Annotated in this window: 13 protein-coding genes; 5 read left to right on the top strand and 8 right to left on the bottom strand. The window is 68.5% G+C overall.

Annotated features, from left to right (window positions below; all coding sequences use genetic code 11):
* Positions 1 to 74: 74 nt before the first annotated feature.
* The 4 genes from ACWDUM_RS10915 to ACWDUM_RS10900 form a co-directional block, all read right to left on the bottom strand.
* Positions 75 to 941, bottom strand: a complete 867-nt coding sequence (locus ACWDUM_RS10915; RefSeq protein ID WP_450133982.1) for an SDR family NAD(P)-dependent oxidoreductase — start codon at positions 939 to 941, stop codon at positions 75 to 77.
* Between the two features lie 174 nt (positions 942 to 1,115).
* Positions 1,116 to 2,555, bottom strand: a complete 1,440-nt coding sequence (locus tag ACWDUM_RS10910; protein ID WP_450133981.1) for an MFS transporter — start codon at positions 2,553 to 2,555, stop codon at positions 1,116 to 1,118.
* Positions 2,540 to 2,749 carry a hypothetical protein gene (locus tag ACWDUM_RS10905; protein ID WP_450133980.1) on the bottom strand — a complete coding sequence of 70 codons (210 nt, stop codon included), beginning with the start codon at positions 2,747 to 2,749 and terminating at the stop codon, positions 2,540 to 2,542. Before ACWDUM_RS10905 ends, ACWDUM_RS10910 begins: the two co-directional genes overlap by 16 nt.
* A 37-nt stretch (positions 2,750 to 2,786) precedes the next feature.
* A complete protein-coding gene (locus ACWDUM_RS10900) occupies positions 2,787 to 3,737 on the bottom strand; it encodes a PDR/VanB family oxidoreductase (RefSeq protein ID WP_450133979.1) in 951 nt (316 codons plus the stop codon).
* A gap of 152 nt (positions 3,738 to 3,889) precedes the next feature.
* Here ACWDUM_RS10900 and ACWDUM_RS10895 point away from each other — a divergent pair, with 152 nt between their 5' ends.
* The 3 genes from ACWDUM_RS10895 (at position 3,890) to ACWDUM_RS10885 (ending at position 6,300) form a co-directional block, all read left to right on the top strand.
* Entirely contained in the window at positions 3,890 to 4,675 is a 786-nt protein-coding gene (locus tag ACWDUM_RS10895; protein ID WP_450133978.1) for an SDR family NAD(P)-dependent oxidoreductase, read from the top strand.
* Positions 4,676 to 4,700: 25 nt separating this feature from the next.
* Positions 4,701 to 5,567, top strand: a complete 867-nt coding sequence (locus tag ACWDUM_RS10890) for an alpha/beta fold hydrolase (protein WP_450133977.1) — start codon at positions 4,701 to 4,703, stop codon at positions 5,565 to 5,567.
* A gap of 91 nt (positions 5,568 to 5,658) precedes the next feature.
* Positions 5,659 to 6,300: a TetR family transcriptional regulator gene (locus ACWDUM_RS10885; protein WP_450133976.1), complete on the top strand. Its 642-nt coding sequence runs from the start codon at positions 5,659 to 5,661 to the stop codon at positions 6,298 to 6,300.
* Here ACWDUM_RS10885 and ACWDUM_RS10880 read toward each other — a convergent pair.
* The 4 genes from ACWDUM_RS10880 to ACWDUM_RS10865 form a co-directional block, all read right to left on the bottom strand.
* Positions 6,297 to 6,665 carry an antibiotic biosynthesis monooxygenase gene (locus ACWDUM_RS10880; protein ID WP_450112594.1) on the bottom strand — a complete coding sequence of 123 codons (369 nt, stop codon included), beginning with the start codon at positions 6,663 to 6,665 and terminating at the stop codon, positions 6,297 to 6,299. The genes ACWDUM_RS10885 and ACWDUM_RS10880 overlap by 4 nt on opposite strands.
* Positions 6,666 to 6,850: 185 nt before the next feature.
* A complete protein-coding gene (locus ACWDUM_RS10875; RefSeq protein ID WP_450133975.1) occupies positions 6,851 to 8,335 on the bottom strand; it encodes an aldehyde dehydrogenase in 1,485 nt (494 codons plus the stop codon).
* Between the two features lie 10 nt (positions 8,336 to 8,345).
* Positions 8,346 to 9,170, bottom strand: a complete 825-nt coding sequence (locus ACWDUM_RS10870) for a mycofactocin-coupled SDR family oxidoreductase (protein ID WP_450133974.1) — start codon at positions 9,168 to 9,170, stop codon at positions 8,346 to 8,348.
* 199 nt (positions 9,171 to 9,369) lie between these two features.
* Complete coding sequence (locus tag ACWDUM_RS10865) at positions 9,370 to 10,392, bottom strand: GNAT family N-acetyltransferase (protein WP_450133973.1); 1,023 nt, start codon at positions 10,390 to 10,392, stop codon at positions 9,370 to 9,372.
* Between the two features lie 181 nt (positions 10,393 to 10,573).
* On the opposite strand from ACWDUM_RS10865, the gene ACWDUM_RS10860 reads away from it, so the two are divergent.
* A complete protein-coding gene (locus ACWDUM_RS10860; protein WP_450133972.1) occupies positions 10,574 to 11,743 on the top strand; it encodes an aromatic ring-hydroxylating oxygenase subunit alpha in 1,170 nt (389 codons plus the stop codon).
* 53 nt (positions 11,744 to 11,796) lie between these two features.
* Positions 11,797 to 12,948, top strand: coding sequence for an acyl-CoA dehydrogenase family protein (locus ACWDUM_RS10855; protein ID WP_450133971.1), 1,152 nt, complete (start codon positions 11,797 to 11,799; stop codon positions 12,946 to 12,948).
* Positions 12,949 to 12,992 lie beyond the last annotated feature (44 nt).

Here is a 12,992-nt window from a genome sequence, read left to right as displayed (position 1 = left end):
GTGTTCGGTCCAGGGCGTGTCTCCCGATCCCCCTCGCATGCACCCGGCGCGAAGTGGGGATTGGGAGATACGCCCTAAGAGGCCGCGGTCGGGTTCAGGTCTTCCTCGAACCACATCCCGACTCGCGAGAGGGTGCCGCCGTCGGTGGTCGGCATCGTGACACCCGACATGTAGGCCGAGTCGTCGGAGACGAGGAACAGTGCCGCCTTCGCGTTGTCGACCAGTGACGGCGGACGGTTCAGCTTGAGCGGGATCGGCGAGACGATCGGATCCCACGGGCCGGCGGTCTCCTCGTAGGACTGACCGACGACCGGGGTGCCCGCCGGGGCGAGGAAGTTCGGCGACATGCCGTGGGTGGGTGCGATCGCGTTGACGCGGATGCCGAACTTGCCGAGGTCGAGGCTCAGGCCGCGGACCAGCCCGTTGATGCCCGCCTTCGTCGCCTGGTACAGCGCGATGCTGTGGTAGGACACGATCGAGGACGCGGACGAGGTGGCGAGGATGACGCCCCCACCGTTGGCCTTGAGCGCGGGCACCGCGGCCTGGGCGGAGTAGATGACACCGCTGAGGTTGACGCCGCAGACGTGCTGCCAGTCCTCTTCGGTGAGGTCCTCGAAGGCGACCTGCTCACCGCCGGCGACCGACGGCACGCCACCGCGCGAGACGACGCCCGCGTTGGCGAACATGATGTCGAGCTTGCCGAACTCGCCGACGGTGCGGGCGACGGCGTCGACCATCTGCGCCTTCTTGCTGACGTCGGCGACGATGTCGATGGCGGTGCCGCCCTGCTCCTGCACGAGCTTGACGGTGCCCGCCGCGCGCTCCGGGTCGATGTCGACGACGGCGACGCGGGCGCCCTCGGAAGCGAACAGCTGGGAGGCCTGCCGCCCGAGACCCGAGCCGCCTCCGGTGATGATCGCGACCTTGTCGTTGAGTTTCATGTGAGAGCTCCTTGTGCCCGACGGGAGGGATCGCCGGGCAACCGGCGTCCGTAAATCTGACCGTGAATAAAGTTGGCGTGCACCGGATTCGGAACACGGTGCGGAAGAGTGCATTCCGGGGCGATGACGACCTCCGGCGCTTGCGACCCAGGCTACGCCCCACACTGTGAGACGTCAATCAAAATTTGTCCTTTGATATCCAGCCGACAGTGCCGCCACTCCGGCGGCGGCCGCGGCCGCCGCACCGATGCCGAAGGCGAGCACGTAGGCCGACTCGGTCGCCGCGCCCGTGCGCGGCACCGTCATCGCCGCGAGGAGGGCGGCGACCAGGGCGCTCGCCAGCGAGCTGCCGAAGATGCGCGCGATCGCGTTCACCCCGTTCACCACGGCGGTCTCGGAGGCGGGCACCGCGTCCACGAGCAGGGCGGGGAGGGCCGCGTAGGCACCGCTCACGAACACGTTGACCACCACCACGGCCACGACCATCTGCCACGCCCTCTCGTGCGCGAAGATCAGGACCGCAAACCCGGCCACCCCCACCGCGCACATCGCGACGAGGACCCGGTCCGCGCGGAACCGATGGACCAGCCTGCCGCTGACGGCGGCAGTCAGCGCTCCCGCGACGGAGCCGGGCAGCAGGAACACCAGACTGGCCTCCAGCACGGAGGCACCGAACCCGTAGCCGGCGACGTCGGGACCGACCTGGACGAACTGCGCGATGCCGAGGAACTGGACGTACATCGCCGCACCGACGAGCAGCGCTGCCACATGCGCCGGTGCCACCGCACGTCCGACGAGCACCCGGGGCGAAACCAGTGGTTCCGTGCAACGCTTTTCGTGACGGAACCACCACAGCAGGACCGACAGGCCGCCGGCCGCCAGGACAAGGGCCGGTCCGATCCCCCACCGGCCGCCCTCCGCGATCGCGAGCAGGAGGGCGGACAGCCCGACCGCGAGCAGGGCCGCACCCGCGACGTCGAGGCCTCCGCGTCGTTGCGGGGCTCCGATGCGGGGGATCGACACCCAGGAGATCACGAGCGCAATCAGACTCAGGGCCAACAACATCCCGAAAACAGGGCGGTAGCCTCCGTCGCCTGCGACCAGCAGGCCGGCCGCGACCATCCCGAATCCGGCTCCCGCCGCCATGATTCCGGACATGATGCCGATGGCATGGGTGAGCCGGCGCTCGTCGAGCACCGCGCGCAGCACCGCCACCCCGATCGGGAACAGGGCGAACGCGGTGCCCTGCAGTACCCGTCCGACGATCAGCAGCGGCAGGGAGGGCGCCACGACGCAGAGCACCGACCCCACGACGACCACGGTGAGCACGCCGATCAGCACCGGGCGCCCCCCGCGCTGATCGGCGAGCCTGCCGAGCACCGGGGTGGTCACCGCGGCGGCGAGCAGGTTGGCGGTCAACACCCAGCCGACCGCCGTCGGCCCGATCCCGAGTTGCCGCGCCATCGTCGGGATCACCGGCACCACGGCGGCCTGCAGAATCGAGAGGGTCATGACCGAGAAGCACAGTGCGGCAACGACACGAACGCCCGAGACGCCTGCTTCGGCGGAGGCCGGGGCGGCGTCGCGAGCCGCCGCCGTCAGTGACCGGTCCACTGCGGCGTCCGTTTGGCCGCGAAGGCGCGCGGCCCCTCCTTCGCGTCCTCGCTGGTCGTCACGACCCGGGTGCGTGCGCTGCACGTCGCCGACAGCGCGGCGTTGACGGAGTGGAGGGCGTCGGGACGGTTCAGCGTCACGATCGCGACCTGGTCGCGCACCTCGTCGAGGGCGGCGGGCTCGGTCCGGTTCACTCGGGTCTCCTGGTGGGTCGATCGCTCGAAGGGTGGGTCAGAGGTCGAGGACGAGCCGTGGCGTGCAGCTGCGGGAGACGCAGATCATCATCGCGTCGTTCGCGGCCTGCTCGTCCTCGGTGAGGATCGAGTCGCGGTGATCGGGCCGTCCGGCGAGAACCGCGACCTCGCAGGTCCCGCAGGTGCCCTCCCGGCAGGAGAAGTCGACGGCCACCCCACTGCGCTGCAACGCGTCGAGCACGGATTCCGATGCGCCGACCTCCACGACGGAACCGCTGCTGCCGAGTTCGACCTCGAACGCGCCGTTCTCGCGGGCGTCGATCCGTTTGGCGGCGAAGCGTTCGACATGCAGGGTCACGTGATCTCGCTCCCGGCATGCGGACTCGATGGCCTGAAGCAGGGGTTCGGGTCCGCAGCAGTACACCGCAGTGCCCGCCGGCGCGGCGTCCAGGGCGGCGGCGAGGTCGAGGACGCCGTACTCGTCCTGCGGCCGCAGCTCCACCCGGTCGGGATGCGCGGCCACCAGTTCGTCCCCGAAGGCCATGCTCTCGCGGGTGCGTCCGCCGTACAGCAACCGCCACGGGAGGCCCTGTCCGTCGACCGACCGGAGCATCGGCAGCAGCGGCGTGATGCCGATGCCGCCGGCGACGAACAGGTAGGAGGGCGCGGCGGTCAGCGCGAAGTTGTTGCGGGGTCCGCCGACGCCGATCACGTCGCCGACCTCCAGCTTGTCGTGCACATATGCCGACCCGCCGCGGCCGTTCGGTTCCCGCAGTACCGCGACGGTCAGCGAGGTCTCGTCGGTGACGTCGCCGCACAGCGAGTACTGGCGGGTGATGTCTCCGAACACGAGGTCGAGGTGGGCACCGGGCTCCCAGGTCGGGAGTGCGGCACCGTCGGGGTCCGCCAGGGTCACCGCCACGACCCCGGCCGCAGCCGGCTCCTTGCTCGTCACCCGCATCTGCCGGAACGTCTGGTTGTCGGTCATCGGGCTACCCGTTCCACTCGGACTGAACTTGCCTAAATCTTAAGTGGTTAGTTTTATGGAACGCAAGAGCGACGTAGGAGGGCTTGCCTTCCATCCCTTCTCAGGTCTAAATCTATAGTCATTAGCCGATGTTCGACAGGAGCCGTGACAGCATGGACACCCCCCTTCCCGACACCGGATCGGTCGTCGACCTGTTCCGCCTGTCCGGGGCCGTCGCAGTCGTGACCGGCGCAGGCAGCGGACTCGGCGCCGGATTCGCCCGCGCACTGGCCGAGGCGGGCGCCGACGTGGTCGTCGCCGCCCGCCGTCGCGACAAACTCGAGCAGGTCGCCGAGACGGTGACCGATCTCGGCCGCCGCTGCCTGGTCGTGCCGACCGACGTCACCGACCCCGACCAGTGCGACGCCTTGGCGAGAGCGACGATCGAGGAGTTCGGCCGCCTCGACGTCCTGGTCAACAACGCCGGCGTGACCCATGCCGCCCCCGCCACCCGCGAACGGCCCGAGGACTACCGGAACGTGCTCGAGGTCAACCTCTTCGGCGCCTACTGGACCGCCCAGGCCTGTGCCCGGGTGATGCGACCCGGGTCGAGCATCGTCAACGTCGCGAGCATGCTCGGGCTGGTCAAGTCGGTGCTGCCGCAGGCGGCCTACGCGTCCAGCAAGGCCGGGATGATCGGCCTGACCCGCGACCTGTCGAATCAGTGGTCCGGACGAAAGGGAATTCGTGTCAACGCGATCGCCCCCGGTTTCGTCGACACCGACATGACCGGTGAGATGTCCCCCGAGACCCTCGCCGAGTTCCTGCGCGACTGCCCTCTCGGCCGCACCGCCACCCAGCGCGAGATCGACGCCGCGGTGGTGTTCCTGGCCAGCCCGGCATCGGGATACGTGACCGGGTCGACGCTTGCCGTCGACGGCGGCACGTCGGGCCACTGAACACCACCACAGGAGCACGAGCACCATGACGGACACCACCACCGCAGTACGCCTGACGGGCGACGGCCTCACCCTCGTCGCGGACCGCTGGGATCCGGTCCACGAACCCACGCGGGGCACGGTGCTGCTCCTGCACGGCGGCGGGCAGACCCGGCACTCGTGGCAGCGCACCGGGGAGCGTCTCGCCGAGAACGGCTGGAGCGCGCTCGCCTTGGACGCGCGTGGTCACGGAGACAGCGACTGGGCGGACGACGGCGACTACGCCATCGCGGCGCACGCCCGCGACCTGGTCGCCGTCGCGAGCGCACTCGACGAGCCCCCGGTCCTGGTCGGTGCCTCGATGGGCGGCATGGCCTCGCTGATCGCGCAGGGCTCGCATCCGGACCTGGGCCGCGCGCTCGTCCTGGTCGACATCACCCCGCGCGCCGAACCGGAGGGCCTCGCCAAGATCAGCGCCTTCATGCACGACGGCCTCGCCGGGTTCGACACCCTCGAGGACGCCGCCGCCGCCGTGGCCGCATACAACCCGCACCGCCGCAGGCCCCCGCGCGCCGACGGCCTGCGCAAGAACCTTCGCCTGCGCGACGGCCGCTGGTACTGGCACTGGGATCCGCGGATGCTCACCCACCGGGAGAACGGCCCGGAGCAGGCCGGGGTCCGCGAGGAGCAGGCACGGTCGGCGGCACGCGCGATCACCGTGCCCACACTGCTGATCCGAGGCGCCCAGTCCGACGTGGTCAGCCCCGACGGCGCCCGCGACCTGCTCGACCTGATTCCCGGCGCCCGGCACATCGATGTCGGCGGCGCGGGGCACATGGTCAGCGGCGACGACAACGACGTGCTCGGTGAGGGTCTGATCGAATTCCTCGACGGGTCGGTGCCGCCCAGGTGATCGACCGGACCGGTGGCAGGCCGACCACCCGTTACGATCGGTCCACCCGAGCCGGGTGCCCGACCCGGCGACACCGAGTGGAAAGCCCGAGATGCCACGACCGTCGAAACCGCTGATCAGTCGCGCCTCCGCGGTCGCAGCATCCATCGAGATCATCGACACGGAGGGGCTCGAGGCGTTCAGCCTGCCGCGTTTGGCCAAGCACCTCGGCGTCCGGGCACCGTCCCTCTACCACCACTTCTCCGACAAGTCGGAGATCCTCTCGGCCGTGGCCCGGCAGATCGCCGGCGCCGGCTCGATCCCGCGCCGCAAGCCGGGTCCGGACTGGCCGGAGTTCTTCGTGTCTCTCGCACTGAACTTCCGGCAGTCGATCCTCAAGCACCGAAATGCGGCGCCGATCCTGCTTCAATACCTGCCCCGCGACCTGCTCATCGGCAGCTACGAGGAGACGGCCCGGTTCCTGGAGGCCTCGGGAGTCCCCGCCCGGCTGCACGTACAGATCCTCGACGGGATGGAACGCCTCTCCCTCGGCGCGGCGCTCACGGAGGCCGTACGCGGACCCAGCACGCGGACGACGATCTTCCCGAACGTCGACCCCGAATCGCAGCCCACCCTGGCGTACGCACTGGCCGAGAACGAGTTGACGTCGAAGAAGCTGTACGAGGAGATGGTCCGCAGCTTCCTGTACGGCGTCATGCGGAACGAAACCGACGCCGGCACCCGATCGGCCTAGGGGCGCTCGAAGAGGTCGACGGCCGTCGTGGCGCGGTCGTTCGGCAGTTCCTCGGCAATGTTCTCGCCGGTGCGGAGCCACCCGCCGCGCAGCGCCGAGCGGAGCCAGTTGTCAAGGGCATCTTGCGTTTCGAATCGAAGCACGATCACGCACACATCCGAGACGCTGCTCTCCTTGAGCCACCCTCCGCCGAGGAAGCCGGGGAAGATCCGAGCGAGGCCGAGGCCGCTCTGGATCCAGTCGGCGAACTCGTCGTCGCGGCCCGCCCGAATCCGCCGCACGATCGTGGTCGTCACGTTCGCGACACCACGTTCGGCCACGCCGTCACCGGTGTCGACCGCTTCGACGCCATCGGTGTTGTTCACTGTTCCCGCCTAGGCTCCCGCGCACGTCCACGCCGTGCGACCCCCTCAAAATAGCAGCGGAACGGCCACAAGCGGTGCCCCGGAACCAAATGTTCCGGGGCACCGCCTGTTTCGATCGCCGGCCGGCCAGGGCGTGTCTCCTAATCCCTCCCGGGTGTGCCGAAACGGGGATTGGGAGACATGCCCTAAGCCGGCATGTGCACGGTCTTGGTCTCGAAGAACTCCTCGAGACCCTCGACGCCGCCCTCACGGCCGACGCCGGACTGCTTGTATCCGCCGAACGGAACGGTGAAGTCGATGACGGCGCCGTTGACGCTGATCGTCCCGGTCCGGATCCGCTGCGCCAGGGCGTACCCGCGGTCCAGATCCTCCGTGTACACCGCACCGGAAAGCCCGTAGATCGAGTCGTTCGCGATCGCGACCGCCTCGTCCTCGTCCTCGTAGGTGATCAGCGCGATGACCGGACCGAACACCTCTTCCTGCGCGATCCTCATGTCGTTGCGCACCCCGTCGATCAGGGTCGGAGCGACGAAGAACCCCTGGTCGACGCCTTCGGGGGCGCCGCCGCCCAGCACGACCGTCGCACCCTCGGCCTCGGCCGTGGCGATGTAGTCCTGCACGCGGTCGCGGTGCCGCTCCCCCGCCAGGGGGCCGAGGAAGTTCGTCGGCTCCCAGGGATTGCCGATAGGCAGCGAGCCGTACGCCGCCTTGAGAGCCTCGACCACCTCGTCGTGCCGCTTGCGGGAGACGAGCACGCGGGTCAGTGCGATGCAGGCCTGCCCGGACTGCATGCAGCCGCCCATGGGCAGCGACTGCAGCACGTGGTTCAGGTCGGCGTCGTCGAGGATGATCGCGGCCGACTTGCCGCCGAGCTCCAGGGAGACTCGTGCGATGCGCTGGCTCGCGAGCTCCGCGATGCGGCGGCCGGCGACGGTGGAACCGGTGAACGTGATGTGGTCGACGTCGGGGTTGGTCACCAACGTCTCGGACACCTCGCGGTCGGCGATCAGGACGCTGACCACTCCCTCCGGAATGCGGCCCTCGTCGACCAGTTCGGCGATCACGTCGGCGAACACGGCCGGCGACAGCGGGGCGTCCGGTGCACCCTTGAGGATCACCGAACAACCGGCCGCGAGCGCCGGGGCGACCTTGAACGCGATGGTGCCGATCGGTCCGTTCCACGGAATGATCGCGGCGACGACTCCGGTGGGCTCCTTGAGGATTCGTGAGATTCCCCCGTCCGCCCGGGTCCGGTCTTCCCGGACCTCGAACGCGCGTGCCTCGTTCGCGACCGCCTGGAACAGGCCTGCGGTCATCTGCTGGGTACCGGCACTGACGCTGACCGGGATCCCGACCTCGATGACGCCGATCGCGGTCAGCTCCTCGAGGCGGCGCTCGAGCCGGGTGGCGATCTCGTCGATCACGTCGGCACGCTCGGCCATCGACCTGCCCGCCCACGCGCCGTCGTCGAAGGACGTGCGCGCAGCGGCAACGGCACGGGCGACGTCTTCTGTTGTGGCACTGCGGATCCGGGCGGCACGCTGCTCACTCCATGGGTCGATCAGGTCGATCCACTCGTCGCCGGTCGAATCGACCCAGCGGCCGCCGATGAAGACCTGCTCGCGGTCGGCGACCGTGGGCGCCGAGGGGGTGGTGTCGGTGATGGTCATCTGTTGCCTCTCAGCGGTTGTTGTAGCCGGCGTCGACGGGCAGGGTGACTCCGGTGATGTAGCGGGCCTCGTCGGAGGCGAGGAAGACGATCGCGTTGCTGATGTCGACCGCCTCGATCAGCTCGACCGGCATCGGGTTCTTGTAGGCGTCGTCGTTCGCCACCTCGGGGTGCGAGTTCACGAACGCGCCGTACTCCGCGTTGGCGACCATCGGGGTGTTCACGCCGGTCGGGTGGATCGTGTTGACCCTGATGAAGTGCTTGGCCAGCTGCTTCGAGTACAGCCGCATCAGACCGACGACACCGTGCTTCGCCGCCGAGTAACCGGCCTGACCGGGGAAGGTGTTGAGGCCGATGCTCGTCAGACCGGCGGCAGAGCTCGTGATCGCGACGGATCCACCCTCGCCGCGCTCGATCATGCCCGGCACGGCCACCTCGAGCACGTGCCAGACTCCCGTGAGCATCGTGTCGACGGCGTCGTGCCACGCCTGGGGCTCGGCGCCCTGGTCGATGACCGGCATGATGCCGGCGTTCGGGACCACGATGTCGACGAACCCGAACTGTTCGACGCCGGCGTCGTACGCGCGCTGCACGTCCTCACGCTTGCGCACGTCACCGACGGTGGTGACGATCCGGCCGCCGGCCTCCTTGACCAGCCGCTCGGTCTCGGCGAGATCCTCCTCGGTGGCCATCGGGTAGAACACGGTCGGGATCTGCGCGCAGATGTCCATCCCGATGATCGCGGCGCCCTCCTCCGCGAGCCGGACCGCGTGCGCACGACCCTGCCCGCGCGCCACGCCGGTGATGAATGCGACCTTACCCTCGAGCCTCTTCATGTGTATCCCTCTCTCACTGGGTAATTCGGGTATCTGACGCCGGCGGACGAGGATCTGCGGGCGGATTGTCGAGTGGTGGGCGAAACTGCGCCCGACAGGTGGGGCGGGCGAACCTGCGCCCTGTGTGTGACCCCCGACACAGCACGCTACCGACAGCAAGTGGTGACGTCAAGACAAAGATCGTATTTTGTTCTACGTATCACCGATGGAACTCGACCGGCTGCGACCAGCGACCCACCTGGAAACACGCGTGCGCCTCGTCCTGCTCGAACGACAGCAGCCGGCACATGCGCAGGGCCCGTTCGTCGTCGGGGTCGATGCGCAGCAAGGCGACCTGCGCGCCGGCCTCGCACAGGGCCTCGAGTGCCCGCACGAGCAGGGCGGAGCCGAGCCCCGAGCCGCGCGCGGCCGTCGTGACGACCAGCGCCCCGATCCAGGCAGCGCGCAGCTCGTCCCGGATACGGAGGGTGGGGTCGTAGCACGCGACGCCCACGGGTCGTCCCGCCTCGTCGATGGCGGTCATCGCCTGACCCGAAGTCGCTGCAACAGAGAGATTTTCGCGATGTTGCGCTGGAAGCGACGCATCCACCAGGATTGCATCGACCGCGGACGTGACGTCGGGGTCGGCGACCGGGTGGGACGGGACGATCCGGTACGCCTCCGGCGATTCCACTTCCGGGAGCGGCTCGGCCCACGGCCCGGACAGGTGGCGCAGCAGAGTCCACAGCCGGCTCACCGCGGGCACCCCGAACCTCGCGGTCAACCGTTCGGTCGCCGGATGGCTGCCGTAGGCCCATGCCCGCAGCGCCCGGGCGCCGGTGCCGGCCCACCCGCCCGCCGCGTCGACGTCGAGGCCGAGCTCCTCGACGAGCTGGGTCGCGATTCCCCGGGACCGGTAGTCCGGGTGGACGACGAACTGCGCCACGCCGAGACCGTCGGACCCGACGGCGAGGTGCAGGTAGGCAACCAGCATCCATGGCACGTCCGGCCCGGTGGCGAGGCCGCGCCGAGCCTTGATCGGAAGGTGCAGCACGCGAGCACCGTCGGCAGAAGACGAATCCGAATCCGACTCCGCGCTCCGACCATCCCCGTCGACGACGTCCGACTCGGCGATCGCCGAGAATCCGGCCTCGTCGTCGTACTCGGCCGCAACCCGGACGAGCTCGAGCACCTCGCCCCGATCGTCCGGGCTCAGCGCCTCGCACCACTGATAAGCGATCATCCTCACTCCTCGTCGAGCGGATTGGTGTCAATCTAATGACTGTCGGTTAATGCCGCAAGGGTGAACCGGCAGCCGAGGCTTTACACCTAAACCTACATGAATTAGATTTAGCGTCATCGACACGACGGGCACGCCCCCTGGACTCAACCCGGGCCGGCGACCAACGACAGGAGGCGAAGCGATGACCGAGGTCGGAGCACCCCGTGAGGAACGCATTCGGCGGGCACTGGAGCACCTGCGCAACGACACCACCGACGAGTTCGAGCACATCACCTGGTTCGAACCCGTCGAGTTCACCGATCCGGAGATCGCCAAGCGCGAGCGTGATCGCGTCTTCGGACGGGTTCCGACCATCGTCGCCCACGGCTCCGAGATCCCCCGCGCGGGCGACTTCTTCACACTCCAGCTGCCGCGGAACAACGTCATCGTCGTCCGCCAGCGCGACGGCAGCGTCAAGACCCTGGTGAATCAGTGCCGCCACCGCGGCGCCATGGTCGAGAAGGAGGAGAAGGGTCGGTGCCGCCTGTTCTCCTGCCCGTACCACCGCTGGTCGTACGACACCGACGGAACGCTGCGCACGATCACCCGTGACAACACGTTCGGTGAGGCCGACCGCTCCGAGCGCAACCTCGTGCAGCTGCCCACCGAGGAACGGCACGGATTCATCTGGGTCGTCGACGATGCCTCCGCGACGATCGACGTCGCCGACTGGCTAGGCCCGGAGATGGACTCCATCCTCGCCTCACAAGAGCTCGGCTCGAAGGTGACCACCCGTGTCAAGGTGTTCGAGGAGCCGGTCAACTGGAAGCTGATGCAGGACGCGTTCCTCGACGGCTACCACATCCAGTACGCGCACCCGAACACCGCCGCCAAGCACATTCACACCAACGTGATGTCCTTCGAGGACTTCGGACACCACTGCCGGTTCATGAACCTGCGCAAGACGATCGACCGGTGGATCGAGGAGGACCCCGGCGACCGCAGCCTGGCCGAGCACACCACCGAAACCTACTTCATCGGGCCCAACAGCACCCTGCTCCGCCAGCCCGATCACTTCCAGTTGCTCACCTTCCGTCCGCATCCCAGCGACCCGCAGCAGTGCCGCATGGAGATCCGCCTGATCTGCCCGACAGTCGAGGAGAGCGGATTGGCCGAGGAGCGCTGGAACCGGCTCTGGGACAAGAACGTCGAGATTCTGGTCGCGGTCCTGCACAACGAGGACTTCCCCATCCTGCGCGACTCGCAACGAGCCATGGCCAGCGCCAACGCCGGCAACATGCTCCTGGGTCGCAACGAGGTCGCCAACCAGGTCTTCCGCCGGGAAATCCAGAAGCTCGTCAGCGAGAACTGACACCGAACACCAAGGCGGGGCGCCTTCGAGCGTCCCGCCCGTAGGAGGCTCACGTGGAGAGCGATCTCTTCGAAAACGACCACGAACTGTTCCGCGACTCGGTCCGGGGTTTCGTCGACAAACACGTCGTCCCCAACCTCGAGAAATGGGACGCCGATCGGCTGATCGATCGCGACACCTGGCTCGCCGCAGGCAACCTGGGGCTGCTCGGGCTGACCGTGCCGGAGGAGTTCGGCGGCCCCGGTGAGACGGACTACCGCTACCGGGTCGTCATCCAGGAGGAGATCGCCCGGGTCGGTGCGTCCGCGCTGCAGTCCGGGTTCTCCACCAACGACGACATCGTGCTGAACTACCTTCTGCGCCATGCGAACGACGAGCAGCGGCGCCGCTGGCTGCCGGGGTTCGTGACCGGCCGGACGATCGGCGCGATCGCGATGAGCGAGCCCGGGGCGGGCAGCGACCTGCGGGCGATCACCACCACCGCGGTTCTCGACGGCGACGAGTGGATTGTGAACGGCGCCAAGACCTTCATCACCAGCGGCATCCTCGCCGACCTGGTGATCGTCTTCGCCAAGACCGATCCCGACGCCGGTTCGAAGGGCTTCAGCCTCTTCGTCGTGGAGGAAGGGGCCGAGGGCTTCAGCCGCGGCCGCAAGCTGGACAAGGTGGGCCTGCACGCGCAGGACACCGCCGAACTCTTCTTCGACAACGTGCGGGTGCCGGCCGCGAACCTCCTCGGCGAACGAGGATCCGGGTTCGCGTACCTGATGCAGTCGCTGCCGCTGGAGCGTCTCGGCATCGGTATCGCAGCGCAGGTCTCGGCGGAGGCCGTGTTCGGGTGGACGATGGACTACGTGAAGGAGCGGACCGCCTTCGGCAAGCGGATCGGCGAGTTCCAGGGAATGGGTTTCGATCTCGCGAAGCTGCGCACCGCGATCGAGGTCTCGCGGAGCTACATCGACCGCTGCATCCGTGAATACAACAAGGGTGCCCTGACCGCGGTGGACGCCTCCAAGGCGAAGCTGTGGGCGACCGAACTGCAGGGCCAGGTCGTCGACGCCGGCGTCCAGTACCACGGCGGTTACGGCTACATGATGGAATACCCGGTCGCGAAGGCCTATCTCGACCACCGCATCCAGCGAATCTACGGCGGCACCAACGAAATCATGAAGGAGATCATCCACCGCGATCTCATGAAGAGCTGAGCGGCTCCCGAAGGACGAACATGGCGAACGACAGCGGCGGGGTG

The sequence above is a fragment of the Rhodococcus sp. NPDC003322 genome, assembly GCF_053589555.1.
The sequence above is the reverse complement of the archived record's forward strand: the minus strand, read 5'-3'. Positions and strand labels throughout refer to the sequence as shown.